The sequence below is a fragment of the Symplocastrum torsivum genome (assembly GCF_059505465.1).
In genome coordinates this window covers 13,154-30,297 of record NZ_JCACKQ010000017.1, presented here as the reverse complement: position 1 = coordinate 30,297, position 17,144 = coordinate 13,154, and the positions used below count along the sequence as shown (strand labels likewise).

General features: G+C 44.6%; 15 protein-coding genes and 1 riboswitch. Of the genes, 5 read left to right on the top strand and 10 right to left on the bottom strand.

The genetic code is table 11. The features are described 5' to 3' along the window. Positions 1–24 precede the first annotated feature (24 nt). The 5 genes from AC5JL3_RS06085 to AC5JL3_RS06065 all read right to left on the bottom strand — a co-directional run bounded on the left by AC5JL3_RS06085 (position 25) and on the right by AC5JL3_RS06065 (position 8,047). The gene (locus AC5JL3_RS06085) at positions 25–1,341 is read right to left on the bottom strand and encodes an alpha-amylase family glycosyl hydrolase (protein WP_496073618.1); all 1,317 of its coding nucleotides are present in this window, start codon (positions 1,339–1,341) and stop codon (positions 25–27) included. Positions 1,342–1,904: 563 nt separating this feature from the next. Next, positions 1,905–2,126 carry a hypothetical protein gene (locus AC5JL3_RS06080; RefSeq protein ID WP_496073617.1) on the bottom strand — a complete coding sequence of 74 codons (222 nt, stop codon included), beginning with the start codon at positions 2,124–2,126 and terminating at the stop codon, positions 1,905–1,907. Positions 2,127–2,254: 128 nt separating this feature from the next. Next, positions 2,255–2,375: riboswitch (cyclic di-AMP (ydaO/yuaA leader) on the bottom strand. A gap of 248 nt (positions 2,376–2,623) precedes the next feature. After that, positions 2,624–2,848, bottom strand: a complete 225-nt coding sequence (locus AC5JL3_RS06075; protein WP_496073616.1) for a hypothetical protein — start codon at positions 2,846–2,848, stop codon at positions 2,624–2,626. 272 nt (positions 2,849–3,120) lie between these two features. Then, complete coding sequence (locus AC5JL3_RS06070; RefSeq protein WP_496073615.1) at positions 3,121–5,604, bottom strand: ATP-dependent Clp protease ATP-binding subunit; 2,484 nt, start codon at positions 5,602–5,604, stop codon at positions 3,121–3,123. A 328-nt stretch (positions 5,605–5,932) separates the two neighbouring features. After that, the gene (locus AC5JL3_RS06065) at positions 5,933–8,047 is read right to left on the bottom strand and encodes an NAD(P)/FAD-dependent oxidoreductase (protein WP_496073614.1); all 2,115 of its coding nucleotides are present in this window, start codon (positions 8,045–8,047) and stop codon (positions 5,933–5,935) included. A gap of 158 nt (positions 8,048–8,205) precedes the next feature. Here AC5JL3_RS06065 and AC5JL3_RS06060 point away from each other — a divergent pair, with 158 nt between their 5' ends. Together AC5JL3_RS06060 and AC5JL3_RS06055 are read left to right on the top strand one after the other, a co-directional pair. Continuing rightward, entirely contained in the window at positions 8,206–8,457 is a 252-nt protein-coding gene (locus AC5JL3_RS06060) for an OsmC family protein (protein ID WP_192220464.1), read from the top strand. After that, positions 8,457–9,191, top strand: a complete 735-nt coding sequence (locus tag AC5JL3_RS06055; protein ID WP_496073613.1) for a phosphatase PAP2 family protein — start codon at positions 8,457–8,459, stop codon at positions 9,189–9,191. The genes AC5JL3_RS06060 and AC5JL3_RS06055 overlap by 1 nt, the downstream gene beginning before the upstream one ends. A 26-nt stretch (positions 9,192–9,217) precedes the next feature. Here the strand turns inward: AC5JL3_RS06055 and AC5JL3_RS06050 are convergent, their stop codons facing one another. After that, positions 9,218–10,687, bottom strand: coding sequence for a protein adenylyltransferase SelO (locus tag AC5JL3_RS06050; protein WP_496073663.1), 1,470 nt, complete (start codon positions 10,685–10,687; stop codon positions 9,218–9,220). A 111-nt stretch (positions 10,688–10,798) separates the two neighbouring features. Between AC5JL3_RS06050 and AC5JL3_RS06045 the strand changes: the two genes are divergently transcribed. Then, positions 10,799–11,056 carry a CRR7 family NDH-1 assembly protein gene (locus AC5JL3_RS06045; protein ID WP_496073612.1) on the top strand — a complete coding sequence of 86 codons (258 nt, stop codon included), beginning with the start codon at positions 10,799–10,801 and terminating at the stop codon, positions 11,054–11,056. A gap of 20 nt (positions 11,057–11,076) precedes the next feature. Here AC5JL3_RS06045 and AC5JL3_RS06040 read toward each other — a convergent pair whose 3' ends face one another. Next, positions 11,077–11,640: a DUF2854 domain-containing protein gene (locus AC5JL3_RS06040; protein WP_496073662.1), complete on the bottom strand. Its 564-nt coding sequence runs from the start codon at positions 11,638–11,640 to the stop codon at positions 11,077–11,079. A 127-nt stretch (positions 11,641–11,767) separates the two neighbouring features. Here AC5JL3_RS06040 and AC5JL3_RS06035 point away from each other — a divergent pair, with 127 nt between their 5' ends. Both AC5JL3_RS06035 and AC5JL3_RS06030 read left to right on the top strand, forming a co-directional pair. Then, positions 11,768–12,028: a hypothetical protein gene (locus tag AC5JL3_RS06035; protein WP_496073611.1), complete on the top strand. Its 261-nt coding sequence runs from the start codon at positions 11,768–11,770 to the stop codon at positions 12,026–12,028. Between the two features lie 44 nt (positions 12,029–12,072). Continuing rightward, positions 12,073–12,258 (top strand): hypothetical protein, encoded by a 186-nt coding sequence (locus AC5JL3_RS06030; protein ID WP_192220702.1) that lies wholly within the window; start codon positions 12,073–12,075, stop codon positions 12,256–12,258. 54 nt (positions 12,259–12,312) lie between these two features. On the opposite strand, the gene AC5JL3_RS06025 is transcribed toward AC5JL3_RS06030, so the two are convergent. From AC5JL3_RS06025 to AC5JL3_RS06015, 3 genes are all read right to left on the bottom strand, one after another. Further along, on the bottom strand, positions 12,313–12,723 hold the full coding sequence (locus AC5JL3_RS06025) for a response regulator (protein ID WP_496073610.1): 411 nt from the start codon (positions 12,721–12,723) through the stop codon (positions 12,313–12,315). A 456-nt stretch (positions 12,724–13,179) separates the two neighbouring features. Next, on the bottom strand, positions 13,180–13,476 hold the full coding sequence (locus AC5JL3_RS06020; RefSeq protein WP_496073609.1) for a hypothetical protein: 297 nt from the start codon (positions 13,474–13,476) through the stop codon (positions 13,180–13,182). 143 nt (positions 13,477–13,619) lie between these two features. Next, a complete protein-coding gene (locus AC5JL3_RS06015; RefSeq protein ID WP_496073608.1) occupies positions 13,620–17,093 on the bottom strand; it encodes an nSTAND1 domain-containing NTPase in 3,474 nt (1,157 codons plus the stop codon). Between the last annotated feature and the right edge of the window lie 51 nt (positions 17,094–17,144).

Here is a 17,144-nt window from a genome sequence, read left to right as displayed (position 1 = left end):
GGAAAGTTGAAGAAGTATTAAATATCATTGGCATTTACTTGTAGAGGTTGGCACGAAAAAGAGTGCATCTCTGGGGCTAACTTGAATGCCTCCCCTTTGCTTTGTTCCCCATCTTGTGATGTATTTCTGACCATCACCACCTTTACCAATTGCCATCGTAAAGTTATAGCGCACTTCTTGGTAACAGCCAACTTTTAAACCTGGCATTTTTGCTGCCTTCACATCAAAAAATGCGCCAGCTTTATTGATGATTGCCAAACCCTTATCACCACGTTCAATAAAAAGCATATTGGGATTATCGGCACCTGGCGCGATTTCATTACCGTTACGGAAGTATTGCGACTCACCTATCATTTTCTGGTGGAAGTAAACACCAGATTTGGTAATCGAATTCTGTACATCATCGCGGTAGACAATTGGAAATCCTTCCTGACGGGCAAGGACAAAAGCATTGGCTAGCATCGCATCTTCCTGGCTAGAAAATTTGAAGCCGATTTGATTGGTTGCTATGTCATGGTTTTGGGCAAACGTAACTGCTTTTGTTCCCGGTAGGGCTTTTCCTGAACTTACTGGATTGATAAGCGATCGCAAATCACCGCCTAAACTAAAAGCCTCAATCATTGCACTCACTAGATGAAAGTCTGTTACTGAAAATACGCCTGTATATTCGTTGCTTTCTTCAAGTGTTTGTCCAATCACTTCGCCATAAACAAACTTATCTGCTGGTACTACTGTCAGTACATCACGAAAGTAGTCAGGTTCAATATGCTTTGCGGCATCAAACCGGAAACCATCAGCACCAAGCACTACAAGCTTCTTAAGGTAATTTTTGGCTTCTTGCCTAACATGAGGCAAATTAGTATTCAAATCAGGAAGATTACAGTTAATCCAACCTTGTGTCACCGAAGCGCGGTTATTGTAGTCGATACAATTTTTTGGATGAAAATCTTGGGGTGAGAACTGAGGATATTTCAATGTTTTGACATATTCCCCATAGTTCGCCATGTGATTGAGAACCACATCGACAATTATCTTCATCTTCCGACTATGGGCTGAGTCAATGAGTGCTTTGAGGTCTTTTTCATTCCCTAAAGGACTTTCAAGTACAGTATGGTCAATCGGTTGATATCGCGCCCACCAATCGGATGCTGGATTACTCTTCTGAGGTGGCGAAATTTGGATGTAGGTAAAGCCTTGCTTTTGAAGCTCAGGAAGTTGTTTTTTGACCTCCCGTAGCCGCATATCAAATGCTTGATAAATTACGTCAGCACTAGCAACTTTTCCCTCATTGCCTCTAGAAGAACCATAAGGAGGAGTTTCATGTTCGGTAACTTCGCTCAACGATGCTTGACAGGCAGACGTAACACAAAAAACAAGAATAAAAGCTATACAGAAATTGAGTAGTAATTGAAACAGTCTGTGCATGAACAACCTTTCAAGTGAGTCAGGCAAGTAGCTATAGCAAAAGGCAGAAGGCAAAAGGCAGAAGGCAGAAGGCAGAAGGAATGCATATTGACGGGTCAAGGTTTCAGTATTTGGTGAGCGTCAAGAGTCGCCTTGGCGACTGCTATACAGTCACTAAAAGACAATTTTTACAACAAAAAGCCTCGGTGTAAGTACCGAGGCTTTTGACTTATAGCTCTATGAGCCTATTTGTAGATTTGGTCAAAATGTAGGCTGACACAGTACCAGTCGTTTCCCAATCTACCCCAACCAGGAGTAAAGCTATGACAATAGCTTGGCTAGTTGCGTTCAGCCTACTTATGCAAAGTAAAATCAGTCACTTTGCAGATACACCCAAAGTAAACTCTGTTTTTTCTTACAACACCCTTAGACCAGGAGCAGTGCTTCTATGAAAAGAGACATACTCTTATCTAGAAAGAACAATTATAGCGTAATACAACCTAATTGCTCATTGTTTCTTTAACGGTCTCAATGCGATCGCTTACCGAAGTCTTGGATCGAATTGATTGGTCGATGCAAAGTTTACCGTAATTCAAGGCTTCTTCAAGTGTGTAAAAGCAGAACGGCGCACTGTAAGAATGTCCTTCTGGGTCAATATAGTCAATAGCGATACCGTTTAATTCTTCGCTCGTGACTAGATTCCATTCCTTGTAACTCATCATTGCCCTAACCTCCATTAGTTTGTAGCGGTTTACGAGGTGGGTCAGGCAGCAGAATATCCCTGCAACTGGTGTTACAGATATCTACTTAGGAGACCCCAAGGACTACGGCTTGTAAAAGCTTATGCCTATGGTGCTCCTCCCATTGCCGACGGAGTTAGCTGACGGGCTAAGACTGGAAGGTGTCTCTCTTGGTTACAAGATTAGCCCCACGATTTGGTTCCTCCGCTCTTTATCTGGCGTTCTGAAATGATTACGTTTGCCAGATAAAAATTAGGCTACCCACTGGAAAATAATAATTAAAATATTAGGGTAAGATTCGGCGTTTGTCAAGAACCAAAATCAAGGAAGACGCTAAACTTAATACTTCCATGTATGGGCATGAAATAGTTGAGAAGCAAGTCGTAGACCGAAACTCTTCCTTCTCCCCTACACCCCAACTATGCTAGTTAAAATGCAACTACAAGACAGATTTATTGGGTGTTTAATCTATGCGATCGCTAAAAAAAGCAGCATTTAACGCAGTACCAATTCTTACTCTCATCCTGACAGTAGTAGCATCCATCCCACCAAACACAGGCATTGTAGGAAGATACAGAATGCTCAGAATTCAGTAGGGTTGCCACCTCATCTCTCCTATCCGCTGAAGGGTTACGTGCTTCCTGGTTCAGTATCTGTTGCAGTTTGTCAGAAACACGCTCTAACCCATAGGTTTGTGCCACCATAAAACCCTCTTAATGCTATTTAACTTAATTTTTTCTGGAATCTTCCTAAACAGAAGAGATTGTCTAAAAGATACGGAAGTTGCCAGTCTCAATGTTCACTTCAAGATTACCAAGCCTTGCCAAGGATTTTCTCTGGCTGCAATGTTTCTTCTTTGATTGAAATGTTTCTTTGAAATTGTCAAAAAAATCCGCTCTTGTATTAGCTACCTAGCATCAAGAGCGGATGGGTTTAATTGTCTTTATTGCCTACCTAGCAGATAGAGGGGGTAATCTTAGCCAACAGCTTGGAGCAACAACTCTTGCCGCTTGCTAGGCAATACCTTCACTTGACCATCAGCATCAACATCAACCAAGGCTGTATCTCCATCGTTTACCTGACCAGAGAGCATTGCCTCCGCCAAGCTATCTTCTAGAAGGCGCATGATGGCGCGGCGTAACGGTCTTGCACCATAGTTGGGATCGTAACCTTGTTCTACCAAGTGGTCTTTGAACCGTTCTGTGACTTCCAGTGTGATTCCCTGCTCAAGTAAGCGTATTGAGATTTCACGGAGCATGATGTCAGAGATTTGCTTAACTTCATCTCTGGTTAGCTGCCGGAAGACGATAATCTCGTCAAGGCGATTGAGAAACTCAGGGCGGAAGAATGATTTAAGGTTTTCATTCACTTGTTCACGGATACGGTTGTACCGTGCCTCAGATTGGTTGTCGGAGGAGTCAAAGCCGAAACCACTACCACCTTTTTCGATCGCCTTAGAACCGATATTAGAGGTCATGATGATCAGCGTGTTCTTGAAGTCTACGGTGCGACCTTGAGCATCGGTTAAGCGACCGTCATCCAAAAGTTGCAGTAGCACGTTGAATACATCAGGATGGGCTTTTTCGATTTCGTCGAATAGCAGCACCGTGTAAGGCTTGCGTCGAACAGCCTCGGTAAGTTGACCGCCTTCGTCATAGCCAACAAATCCTGGAGGCGAACCAATCAGCTTACTGACTGTGTGGCGTTCCATGAACTCAGACATATCGAACCTAATCATTGCCTCTTCTGAACCGAAGAAGTATGCCGCTAGAGATTTAGCGAGTTCCGTCTTACCGACTCCAGTAGGACCAGAGAAGATAAAGCTAGCGATTGGGCGATTAGGACTCTTCAAGCCTACCCGCGCCCGACGAATCGCACGAGAGACAGCACTAACAGCTTCCTCTTGACCAATCAGTCGCTGATGTAGGGTGTCTTCTATGTGCATCAGCAGTTCTGATTCGGATTCAGTCAGCTTGCTTACAGGCACACCCGTCCAAGAGGCGACGATATGGGCGATATCTTCTTCGTCAACAATTGGCGTAAGGGAATTGTTTTGTTCCTCTGTGTTCTCAACAAGTGCTTTTAGTTGAGCTTCAAGTTCCAATTCGCGATCGCGTAACTGTCCCGCCTTATCAAAATCCTGAGCTTTGACTGCCTCATCTTTCTCTTTCGTGCAGCAACGCAGTTCCTTCTTCAGTTCCTTGGTTGCAGGAGACGATTGGAAGTGCCTCAAATGAACACGGCTTCCAGCTTCATCAATCAAGTCAATTGCTTTATCAGGTAGGAAGCGATCTGAGATGTAACGGTCTGAGAGCTTCGCAGCCGCTTCTAGGGCATCATTAGAGATTTCAACCTTGTGGTACTGCTCGTAAGCGTCGCGCAGACCGTGCAGGATTTCAATGGTGTCACCCACCGAAGGTTCTCCGACCATTACTGGCTGGAAACGACGCTCTAGAGCCGCATCGCGCTCGATGTGCTTGCGGTATTCATCCAGCGTGGTCGCTCCTAAGCACTGCATCTCACCTCGTGCTAAAGCAGGCTTAAGAATATTTGCGGCATCCATGCCACCTTCAAGTGAACCTGCACCAACTAGGGTATGGATTTCGTCAATGAACACGATGATGTTCCCCGCTTGACGCACTTCCGCCATGATTTGCTTGATGCGCTCTTCAAAATCACCCCGATAGCGGGTACCTGCCACTACTGAACCCATATCCAGCGTGAATACCTGCTTATCTTCCAACAGGTCAGGGACATTTTTGCTCACAATGCGTTGAGCTAAGCCCTCTGCGATCGCTGTTTTACCAACTCCTGGCTCCCCGATTAACACAGGGTTGTTCTTGGTACGACGACCCAAAATCTGGATTACCCGTTCAATTTCCTTCGCACGACCGACAACCGGGTCAAGTTTGCCTTCTGCGGCAAGTTGCGTCAGATTGGTACCAAACTCATCCAAGGTGGCTTTAGCCCTTGAGGTACCGCCCATCATTGAAGGGTCTTGTCTAGTCGATGTGGAGGCGGCAGCTACTTCGCCTAATGCCCTAATGACTTGTGTGCGGACTTTCGCTAAGTCAACGTCAAGATTTTCAATTACTTTGGCAGCAACACCTTCTTTATCCTGAGTAATTGCCAACAAGAGGTGTTCTGTACCAATATAGTCATGTCCAAGTTGACGAGCCTCTTTGAAGGCTTGCTCGAAAATACGTTTAGCTTTGGGGGTGAAGGGAAGTTCAGACTGAACATAGCGAGAGCCACGACCAATAGTTCTCTCAACTTCTTCCCGTGCGTTTTCTAGGTTAATGCCCAACTCAGCCAGCACAATCGCCGCAACACCCGTTCCTTCTTCAATCAACCCCAAGAGAATCTGCTCGGTTCCCACAAGATTGTGTCCCAGGCGACGTGCTTCTTCCTGAGCGAGCATGATGGCTTTGATGGCTCTATCTGTGAAATGTTCAAACATGGTGGGTTCACCTTACCGAGCGGTTTAATAATTGGGTGAACTGAACATCACCCTTATATAAAGTTTTATGTACTTCGTAAATACAATGTATCCCTCTAAGGTGGACTTTGCTCAGTGGGCACAACCGTAATCCTTAGGAGTGCTTGCCGTCTCTTCCGGAAGACGGACGTGCTTGGCTGCCCTATCGGTATCAGCTTTTATTTGGATGAAATAGAGCTACTTTGTTCGGGAGCATCCTAATTGTGCAAATACATTTTCTTGTGGGACAAGCCGGAAAGCCTGTCAAAGCTATAGGGCGGGCAGGATGCCCACCCCACAATAAATCTGCCTATTGAGGACGGGGCAGTTCATTAAGCGTTTCACTGGTCACTTGAACTTCCTTAATCTTCACTCTTTCAGGACGACCTAGACCAGCAGTAATCGCATAGCTTTGAGCCAACAGTCTGAGCCAGAGAGCAGGATAACGATTTTCTACCCAAGGCTGTATACGCCGGATGAAACTAGGGAACCAACCTCTGAGTAACCAGCTAACTAAGGCGTAAGCTGTGAAATTGAAGTAACTACCTAGCCAGCGAAAGATATCTTTTGAACCCGCCAGTTCCCAAATCCAAGGTAAGAGTGCAGGGTTTCTCCCTGCTGCTTTCAGTGCAAGTCTGTTGAAGGTGAACCAGTCGGCGCGGTCTTTGATGAAGTTGTCGGCAACAACTGGGGGTTCGTCTGCTAACAGCCCGAAGAAGGTATTGAGCATTGAATTAAGCCGCTGAGGTGGCAGGTGGCGGCCTGTAGGCACCATCATGCCTTTGGAAAATAGCCAGGTCACTGAGACGTTGCTTTGATAGGCACGAATCTGATTCAAGTCTTGGGCACTAAGAAGGTTATGCCGTAGCGCAGTGTCCAAAAGGTTAGTAAGGCGGTAAAGATTGCGAATCAGGGAGCCAAAGCCCGTGAAAACTAGGGGAGACTGGAGTGAGGCAGCATCGCCGACGGACACAAGGCGATCAAATGCAACAATGCGATCGCGACTTCCTACACTAAAATGTCCTGGAATGTAGCCAAACGTCGGTTTCTTCCACACCAGCTTTTCCATGTCACAGCGACGGTACTCTGGGAGAATCGTGAAAAAGTCTTCATACATCTCCAGCAGTGAGCCAGGATTCCTCGGATTCACCTGATGGTAATGAAATAAATAAATGGTGAGTTCTTCACCCGCACCGGGGAATAACTCCCAAATTAGCTGGCGCCCTCGTGAGACATCTCCATGGCTATAAAGAACATCGCCATAATCAGAATCCCACACTCCCCGCTCAAACCCCTTTGCAACCACAGCCCCTACAGTTGGGCAAACACTATCAAAAGCACGACCACCATTCAACTGCCATGCGATCGGTGAAGCGGTTCCCATCGCATCGACTAACAGATGCCCCCTAGCTTGTCGATGCGCTTGACTTGGCAGGTGTTGCAGTTCAACGACGACTTGATTGGGATGAATATCTGCCCGGATAAACTCTGTCTCATCCCAAATTTCTCCACCAGCTTTTCTAAGCTTTTCGCTACATAGCTGTAACAGTTTCTCAGAATCTAATGCGACATTGAGGACTGTAGGCGTATGCAAAACAGCGGCTTTGAGATGAGGTGGATTGTTGCCATCAAAGAATTTATTAAAGCCATCAACGTATTCTCTAGCAATGAGGCTCTCAAACTCTGCTGAAGTAAATAAACCTAGCTCAATCAAGCTTTGGAACTCATCCCGTGAGATATTCCATTCCCGGTTCATCCGTCCAAAGGGTAGTCGCTCAATGAGCAACACTCGATAACCCAGTCGTGCCATAACAGCAGCATGGATGACTCCCAAAGCACCGCCGATATAGATTAAGTCGTAACTGGGATGTTCAGGTAAGTTCTCCCCATCTCCCGATTTACCCTTCTGAGAAAATATGACTTGCTTGGGCTTTTGGGGATTACGGACTCCCTCACGCCATTGCTTCTCCCACCAGTAGACGCGGTTGAGGTCATATTCCCCATTCGGCATTTTTTGAAAGAAATGGACAGTCTGAGGATAATATGCCGCTAAGGCTTCAAAGATTGATTGCTTGGATAAATCAACGGCTGGTGGTTCAGGATATTGGTAGGGAAATTGACTTCTCAGACTACGCTCAAGCTGTTGTAAGATTTGATGCTCACCTCTAATAGACTCAACAGCCCAGCGAAAGGCTTTAAGGTAGGTCGTTCGCTGCACTGACCAAAGAAATACGGAAATTTCCGGAATCGTTTCCGTCGCCGCTGTAGGATTTTGATTGCTGGAAGTTACACCCTCGAATTGCAAACGGATACCGTCACGAGTAATAATTTTCTTCCCACGCTCAGGCTGCCATTCCTGTTGTAACCAGGTGCAGACGGCATCTGTATCCGGGGTAGGTAATTCTACGTAGAAAAGTTCTTTCATCTTGGTGATCTCATCGGGTAGTCAATTACGAAAGAAGACGGAGGTCAAAAGCGGACAAAATACGCTAAGCTTCCGGATACTGATTTGTTTAAGATTAGAAAAAAAAGTTTACACGTTTCTCATTTTGTTAATGTAAGGGGTGCCGTTGTTAACTAGCCATGAATTATCCCATCCCAGTTAGCCCTCAAGAAATTGTGGCTCTACGTCAAAAACCCGTCGATGAAGAATTGGTGGCGGCAGCGATCGCGGGTGTCATTCAGATAGCTCGCCAACAGGGACAGTCTCTAGACGATTTAACCGCCGAAGTGCTAGCGGAAGATACTTTACTTGACCAGGCCCAAAGACGCTGGCTCAGTGATATTGTGGCGCAAGCCTGGGAAAGTCTGCCGCCAGTTGTGAGATCACAATAATGCCTAAGCTCAGCCGAGAGTTAATTTTAGCTTTGCCGTCTAGGGTGCGAGAACACCTGCTGCCACTACTGTTGACGATTCGGGTGGCTGGATTTTTGCTAGCTGCCCTAGGTTTGTGGTTATTTAGTGCGATCGCTGATGAAATCCTCGACAAAGAAAGCTTTACATTTGATAAGGAAATTTTACTGACTCTTAAAGAATTACATACCCCGGTGCTGGATAAAGTCATGCTAGGTTTTACCTTCCTGGGGGAACCAGTAATTTTACTGATAGTGTGTCTGGTTATCGGCACTTGGTTACTGACGCGAGGACAGCGATCGCAAGCTACAATTCTCATAATTGCCGCAGCGGGTGCCATTGCGTTAAACAATTTGCTCAAAGTACTATTTGGTCGGGCAAGACCAATGCTCTGGGAACGAGTTGTCGATGTCGGACAGTACAGCTTCCCCAGTGGTCATGCCATGATTTCAATGGTGATTTTTGGGATAATTGGCTACTTAGTGAGTTCCAAGTTTCCCTTGTGGCGGATAGGGATTATCAGCTTAACGATTCTGTTAGTAACAGGGATTGGCTTAAGTCGGCTGTATCTTGGTGTTCACTGGCCGACTGATATCGTTGCTGGGTACGCCGCAGGCTTAGTTTGGTTAATTACCTGTATTTTTAGTTTGCAAGTCTGGCAGGAACGACGTGCAGTTGCTCAAAAACCTGGGAATGAAACACTTAGCGACGGCTAGTGATACTAATTTTTTAGTTAAAACTATCACTCCTTAGTTTGTAATCGCTTCACTAGATCGGAAAAAGGCTGCCAATTATTGTCCTGTGCGATCGCATCCCAAACTTCTTCAATCATAGGTCGAAGTAACGCCGTTTTGGGGTTATGATGCCGTAATCGCTTAGCAATATTCTCCAACTCAACCGCTGATAGACTCTGTAATGCGTGATGGTATGTCTGTCGCCATTTGTCTAAAAGTGTACGCTGCTCATCTGTTTCCAAGAACGATGCACTACTGAAAATCTGTGCCCTATCATCTCGCCAGCTAGAGTTAAACTGTTGTGCGAGTTCCGCAAAGAAGGCGTGATAGCCGACTTGACTATCTTTGAGAAATTGAATTGTATCACCCACTACTGCGTCGGTTTGTGGTTCTGGCAGCACGTCAAAGCCTAACTTATTGAGCATTAACTGCCCATAAGCGTTGTAAAAATGGTCATCAAACGTTGCTAACGCCGCTTCCATATCCGGTTGGGGAATTACCGCCCCTAAGGGTAGCTGAAGCATCTCTAAGTTCAACTTACAAATCCCCGGTTGATTGCTGTAACTGTAGCGCCCGTAATAGTCAAAATAAGCAGCCGTAAACTCTGGGTTATAAGTTGGGATAAAGGCATAAGGCCCATAATCAAAACTTTCCCCCGTGATTGACATATTGTCCGTGTTCAAAACAGCATGACAGAAACCAGCCGCCATCCACTGCGCCACCAGTTGAGCAACACGTTCTACTAACTCGGCATAAAACTGTATATATTGCTCCTCATCTCTTGCCCCCCCCTTAATCTCCTCATCTCTTATTCCCTTAGTAAGGGGGGCTAGGGGGGTAATCTTCGGGTAATACTGCTCAATCACATGATTTAACAGCTTTTTGATCAAATCTGGACGCTTGAAATAGTGCAACCGTTCAAAAGTGCCAAACCGGATGTGGGAACGACTAAAACGTATCATCACAGAAGAACGGGTAGGAGACGGTTCATCTCCCCGCCACAAATCTTCACCCGTCTCAATCAAACTTAGACATCGGGACGTGCGAACACCGAGGCTGTATAGCGCTTCTGCTGCAAGCACTTCCCGAACACCACCTTTAAGCGTGAGTTTCCCGTCCCCACCTCTAGAGTAGGGGGTTGTTCCAGAACCCTTTGTCCCAAAGTCGTAGAGTTCGCCATCGGTTCCTCGCACTTGACCGTAGAGAAAGCCTCTACCATCCCCTAGCCTGGGGTTATATTCGCCAAACTGATAGCCGTGGTACCGTAGTGCCAAAAAGGGTCGCACGCCCTCGAATTTGCCAAAGGCTTGGATAAAATCAGCGTCGGTGACTTCTTTGGGGACGAGTCCCAGTATCGGTAACAGGTGGTCATTGCGAAACCTCAAGATATGCTGAGGAAATTCTGCTGCTGCTACTTTGTCAAAGTAGTCAGTTCCCAAGGATTCCAAGGCGGGTTCGTAGTTGAGGGAGAGGAACATATTCAGGTCATCGGTTGATAGCAGTACACTTGACAATAGCGATTTCCTACCCTTAGATAACCTCTCTAGGGAAAGGGTTCACTTAAGTTTCATGCAAGCTAGGAGTTAAAAATGCCAGACTCGATCATGTTTCAGGAAGACGCTTTTGTTGTTCTGGAACCCAATCAACCAGAGCAATTCCTGACACCAGAAGAATTACTAGAAAAACTCAAGGCAATTTTAGCGACTCGTCAGGATGACTTGCCGCGAGATTTGCAGAAGTTTGCTTCTGTAGAGGAACAAGCTCAGTATTTGATGGAAACGTCTTGCGATCTTGATGTTGGCCCTGGACAGTATTTACAGTGGTACGTTGTGCGGATGGAAAAGTAGAGAGGTTACAGGGAATGTCTCTAGACGCTGGTTGCTTCTTGAGGAGTGGTAATTAAGGCGACATCAATGCGATCGCTTTCTGGCTGTGTGATCTCAACTCGAACACCAGGACCAAAAAATTTCTCAACTTTTTCCCGTTTTTGCTGCCAAGTCTCAAAGGAAATAAGCGGGGAGTTAAACTCCAACACTAAAACATACTCACCATCCACTTCAGTTTCTCGTAAGCCGATCAAAACTGGTCTTTCCTCATCGGTGGGTGATAACTTCAGCGCTTCAAGGGAACTATCTAGATGGGCTTCTTGACCATAACGATACCGTGTAACATCGTCACGAATTTGGTTTTGAGTGGAAGTGGCTTTAAGCGATCGCAGTTTCAGCACCTCAGGCGTGGTTGGCTGGCTGAAGGGTATCGGCTTTAATTCCGAGGCTTTGAGGGCAAGACCTCCGAGTAAAAGGGGAATTCCGTAGAAGAATCCTGCCAGATTTAAGGTTGCATTGGCGGTAGCATAGGCGATGAAGCCTGTGATGGTGAGAACACCACCGACCCACAAACCCAATGTTCCTAGAGAAGTTTGAGGTAATATTTTCACACTGATTATCTCTCCTAGCATCTACTTCAGATTCATTATCGTTGGCTGTGGGTGACTTCTGAAGTGTCTAGCCTATAGTTGTATTTATCTGCCATCCTTTATCCCTAGCCCAGTCTTCAATATGATTAAGGAAGAACGCCAGCACGCTACAGAAAAAAGTAGCACCATCCTCGACCAGCTCAATTCCCTGAAGCAGGAGGATGAAACTCTGTATAACATTTTGGCTGTAGATGTTTGGGCGTTAGCCAAGACTATGGATGAGTTTCAACCAGGCTTCTGGGCTGCTTTTATGAAAAATCGTGATAAAGCACTGAAGCGATTTATTTCAGAAGTTATCAAAAACAAGCCTGCAAACCCGAAACGTCCGCCTTTCCTGCGCTAGTCTTGTCAGTATCTAGATATAAAGAAAGGTAACGTAAGCCAATGATGGACCCACAAACACTTAAGGAACGGATCGCCCTGATCGAAAGCCATCGGGAATCTCTAGTGCAGCTTTTGGAAAAGCCAGATTTAGGCACACTAAGAATTGATGTCAATCAGGCGCTGGAAGAACTAGATGACCTAATTGAGGAATTTAAGCGTACTTTCCCGGAAACAACAGGAGCTAGCTAACTGTAGCTGCTCAAAATTGCCGCTCTTACACTTCTTTTGCTAGAGCGGCAATTTTTATTGTCCGGTGTAGCTTTGGTTGTTATTTCCGTCAGGGGATTGAGGACTGCGGCTACCCACTTCCTTGACGATGTTGATTAAATCTTTGGTAGCAGTGTCCTTCTTACAGAAGAAATCAACCCTAGCGGTTTGGCTCATGACTTCAATCTGGGGGTCATCCACTGAAGAATAAGCAATGATTTGAGTATTTGGGTTAATGCCTTTGATATGGGTAGAAGCGCTTAAGCCATCCATCACAGGCATTTGTAAGTCGAGGATGACGACATCAGGACGATAGCGCTCAACCATTGCGATCGCTTCTTTCCCGTTGCTTGCCAAACCAACCAGTTCTATGTCCCTCTGGTTAGATAGCGCCAGCTTCAGACTGAAGCGAGTTAGCTCATGGTCATCAACAACAAGAACACGCAAAATAGGGTTCTGACAGGACAACATGGTACAGATATAGTAAACGTTATATTACCGTTCGATTCCACAGTTTACTAGATAAGAAGTCTTTGCTGCCTCTACCGTTTGAGTGAAACCTTAAGTATAAAGATGCTCTGACCTAAGCCACAAGGAGCAGAGCAGAATTACTGAAATATAAAACTTTTCTTAATAATTCTTATAGTTATTGTGATTTATGTATACGAAATCATCAACAGCTAGTTTTGACACTTAGGCTTGGTTAGGCAATTAGTGCCTTATTGAGCTGGGAAAGTTGTGCGATCATGTTTTGGTATTTAGGAACTGAGCAAGTTCATTTTGCAAGAGGCAAAGACTACCTACACTGTTGCGAGAACTAATAATTAATAACCTGTTTGCGAAACCCTTTTTCAACTGACTATCGATTTATATCAACTACCCTCACTTATCTTGAATAAAGACCTAATCTTTACCACAATCCCTATTTATCACAGATGCCATACTACTAAATAATCTAACTTTCTCTTGAGGATTAAAATTTTGCACATCTAAGAAATTTGCAGAAGCTTGTGTTATTTTTTCTATTTTAAAATCAAAGTTTTCTGAAGTAAAATCTTTTTTCATCCCAGAAACCTGTGTATATATAACTTTAAATGTTTCCAGAATGTTTTGAGTTTTTTCTTCAAGAGTTAGGTTGTCAAAAGATTCACTTGCTGCAACTATTTTTAAAATTTCTACAGAGGCTTCTAAGGCAGTCATGTTCAACATAGTATTTTTCAGTACTAATTACAATTATAAATTATACATAACGTAAGCACATTGGCGTTGTTTTCTTAATTTTTTCTAAAAATTGACAGTTGATTATATAAATTTATATATCTAAAGATTCCAATATACTATCATTAGTTACTGATGTCTCTACAAGCTTCATACTCATCTTGATGTTGTTTGAAATTACTTAGCAAATAATCGTATAAATTATTACAAATTCTTTTTAGTAAGCTGTAACTATTCAGTTCAAAATTACTGGAATGAGAGTCAAGATTCCATACTCTGATAGTTCGGTCACGGCTAGCAGTAGCAATTTTCTTACTATCAGGGCTAAAACTCAAATCATTGACTTGACCTTTATGACCTGTCACTGGCTTTAGTGGTGTGCCATCTGATTTCCAAACTTTTACAGTTCCATCAGCATTTGTCGCTGCGATTAACTGACCGTTAGGACTGTAGTGTATTGCTTGAGAGCGATCACTCTCTCTTGTCAGAATAGTTGATGTAACGTTGCTGACTCTCCAATCCCTTGAATCTCTTGTCCGCTGCCATAGTCTAATAGTGTTATCATCACTAACGGAAACTAGAGTTCGACCATCAAGCCCGAAACTAGCAAATCTAACAGTGTCTTCATGACCTTTAAGAGTAACTAGTGAGGTTAGTGAAGTCCCATCGGATTTCCATACTTTTATTGTTTTATCATCACTTGCAGAAGCAATGAATTGACCATCTGGACTAAAAACAGCGCTAAAAACATCGCTATCATGTTCTTTGAAAACTTCTGTTTTTATGACTTTATCTAGATTGCGGTTTAACTTCCAAAGCCTCATAGTCTTATCAGAGCTAGCAGAAATAATAGTTCTGTTATCAGGACTAAAAGCAACGTAGTTTACATCGTCGTTATGACCAGTAAGAGTATTTATTAATAAGCCCTTCTTGTTCCAGATTTTAATGGTTTTATCAGCACTAGCAGAGGCAATATACTGACCATCAGGGCTAAAATTGACAATCCAAACTTTGTCAGTATGTCCTTTCAGAACTTTTGGTGAAGTATTACCTAACTTCCAAAGCATTACAGTTTTATCAGAGCTAGCAGAAACAATTAGCTTATCTTTAGAGTTAGGGCTAAAACTTACACCGTTAACACTCAAAGTGTGACCCTCTAGACGATTCCGTTCTTGGGCTTTCTGAGTTATTGCTTGGAGTCGATTTAGCGCATCAGCGTCTACTATCTTTGCCTCTTCTAGCTTATCCAGTGCCCTGACACTCGCCAACAAGGCTTCAAGCTGATTGTTTGTACGGAGATTTGTCTCAGACGATACAATTAATGCCCTAATTTCACCTATCTTTGCTGTCTGTATTTCTTTATTCTTTGCTTGAAATTGTAACAGCCCTAACAACGTGAGTAGTACTGCTACTACAATTCCCCCTCCCATTACTACTTGAGTTCGTTGTTTTTCAGCTTTAGCTTTAGCTTCTGCTTCTCGTTGTCGGGATTCTGCTAGTTCTCGTAATTGGCGTTCTTGCTCTACTTTGGCTTCTAATTCACGATCGCGCTTTTCTAAACTCTCCTGCAAAAACTCTTGCTCTAGCTGGGAAAGCCTAGGTTGAGTCTTTTCTACCCAATCCGCGATCGCAGCCAACCACGCATCTGTTAACAGCAACCCTTCTGAGCAATCATTCCTTTGCCATTCCTTGCATTCTACCTCTAAGCGGCGACTGAGACGGAGATTTTCCCGATCTTGCTCAACCCACTCTTTCAATCGTCCCCACTCTGATAGCAATGCTTCATGAGCAACTTCTACCGTTTTTTCATCCGTGATAATCAAGCGTTGCTCTTGACTCGCTAGTTGTCGCGTCACCCGTAATAGTTGTTCTTGGGAATCAGCGCTTACTTCCAACTCTTGCCAAGTAGCACGGCGGCGCGTCACTTCCTTAGCTTCACCTAGCTGTACTAGTGCAAGAAACAGGCGACGTACAAATACTTTGTCTGCCGGAGCAAGATTTTGATAAAGATCATTTGCTCGTTTTTCTAATGCACCCTTGACACCACGAATCTGTTCATAACCTTTACACGTAAGTTGAGAATTGGGAGGAGATTCTGTGATGCAGACTCGCCACAACTCAGCTAGCGCATATTGCAGTAGTGGTAAGCCTCCGGGTTGGTTCATTACATCCGCAATAATCTGTGGCACCAATCCTCGCTCAAGCGTGACACCATGCTTATCTGCTGGCTTTTCAATCACTTCCTCTAATTCGGGAAGCGTGAATGGCGTTACAAAGTAGGTTGTAGGTTGTGTCCGGTTAATTAGGACTGCTGCTTCTTCATAAGCCGCGCAACGGTCTAAAAAATCCCCTCGCATCGCTACAATTACTCGCGTGAGTCGGTCAGAACTTGTAGCTTCCTGTGTTATTCGGCAGATGAACTCTCGCCGTTCTGTCTCATCTTCGCAGAGAGTAAAGACTTCCTCGAACTGATCGATAAACAGCAAAAGTGGTTGATTTTGTTGCTGTTGTTCTAAAGCTTTCTGTAGTGATTCAAGGGGACGTGTACCAGGAGTGAATGATTCAATAATCCACTGACTACTACCCGGAATGTGATCGCTTTTGAGGTACGGCAGTAATCCTGCTTTCACAAGCGAAGACTTGCCACAACCAGAAGCACCAATCACCGCCAAAAAACGGCTGTTGTTAAGCCGATCTAACAACGCTCGGACTGCTAAAATACGCCCGAAGAAATAATCTGCTTGTCCAGAGTCAAAAGCACGTAATCCTAGATAAGGATTTTCTCGATTAACGGCAGTAGTTGCGGGAACGTCAACAGAAGGAGGAACAACTAACGGAGGATGAGTAACCCAAGTAAGAGATTTTCCCCATCCCAAGCGGAGTGGTTCTTGCTCAGTGCCTCGGAGTTCTCGACTAATATGATCAAATAAGCGATCGCCACTAACTCGCCGTTCGCTATCAGCATTTTGTGCAGCAAGTCCTGTTAGCAGTGCGCTAGTGAAGACGCTGTGCGGCTCATTTCTTCGAGCATAGACAGGTTGAAAACTTCGACCTGCTGTAATCAAATAGTAATCTTTCTGTGTACTGAAGGTTCTGAAGGTGCGCTCAATCAGATTACGTTCCAGAAAATGACCACTGTGGCAGCAATCTAATAAAACAACTAGACTGCTCAGCTCAGACTTACTAATCAGATCATTGAGATCATCAAAGGCAATTCCGTGCTTTTGGTTAATTATCTGCTGTCCTTCCGCTTCAATCTCACAATCAGAAGTCGCTAAATACCCCCTCGGCTGACCCAAGTTACCTGGCACAGTAATACCATGCCCTGTAAAGTAGATTAGCGCCTCGTTCTGACACGCTTGCTCTAGTAGTAGTGTTTGTAAGGCTTGTCCAAGTTCAGCCCCCGTAACTACCTTCGCTACCATTTCGCGTTTCTGAGTTTGTGGGTTACGCCGTGAGGGAAGACGTTTCACCTCCACAAAGTCGCCATACTCTTCCAAAACCTGTGCAACAGCTTCTGCATCTGTAGCTGTCTTCTCTAAACTTTTCAGGGGACTGCAATACTGGGAGATGCCAACAACGAGAGCGTAACGAGCCATTTATGAGAATTGATATTACTATTGCAAAACCTTGATGATTGGCACCCTAGC

Excerpts from the sequence above, each read along its gene's own strand:
- AC5JL3_RS06060 (WP_192220464.1), top strand. The coding sequence starts at position 8,206 with ATGAATTATCCCATCCCAGTTAGCCCTCAAGAAATTGTGGCTCTACGT.
- AC5JL3_RS06030 (WP_192220702.1), top strand. The coding sequence starts at position 12,073 with ATGGACCCACAAACACTTAAGGAACGGATCGCCCTGATCGAAAGCCAT.
- AC5JL3_RS06080 (WP_496073617.1), bottom strand. The coding sequence starts at position 2,126 with ATGATGAGTTACAAGGAATGGAATCTAGTCACGAGCGAAGAATTAAAC.
- AC5JL3_RS06015 (WP_496073608.1), bottom strand. The coding sequence starts at position 17,093 with ATGGCTCGTTACGCTCTCGTTGTTGGCATCTCCCAGTATTGCAGTCCC.
- AC5JL3_RS06075 (WP_496073616.1), bottom strand. The coding sequence starts at position 2,848 with ATGGTGGCACAAACCTATGGGTTAGAGCGTGTTTCTGACAAACTGCAA.
- AC5JL3_RS06035 (WP_496073611.1), top strand. The coding sequence starts at position 11,768 with ATGATTAAGGAAGAACGCCAGCACGCTACAGAAAAAAGTAGCACCATC.
- AC5JL3_RS06020 (WP_496073609.1), bottom strand. The coding sequence starts at position 13,476 with ATGACTGCCTTAGAAGCCTCTGTAGAAATTTTAAAAATAGTTGCAGCA.
- AC5JL3_RS06050 (WP_496073663.1), bottom strand. The coding sequence starts at position 10,687 with ATGTTCCTCTCCCTCAACTACGAACCCGCCTTGGAATCCTTGGGAACT.
- AC5JL3_RS06055 (WP_496073613.1), top strand. The coding sequence starts at position 8,457 with ATGCCTAAGCTCAGCCGAGAGTTAATTTTAGCTTTGCCGTCTAGGGTG.
- AC5JL3_RS06070 (WP_496073615.1), bottom strand. The coding sequence starts at position 5,604 with ATGTTTGAACATTTCACAGATAGAGCCATCAAAGCCATCATGCTCGCT.
- AC5JL3_RS06065 (WP_496073614.1), bottom strand. The coding sequence starts at position 8,047 with ATGAAAGAACTTTTCTACGTAGAATTACCTACCCCGGATACAGATGCC.
- AC5JL3_RS06045 (WP_496073612.1), top strand. The coding sequence starts at position 10,799 with ATGCCAGACTCGATCATGTTTCAGGAAGACGCTTTTGTTGTTCTGGAA.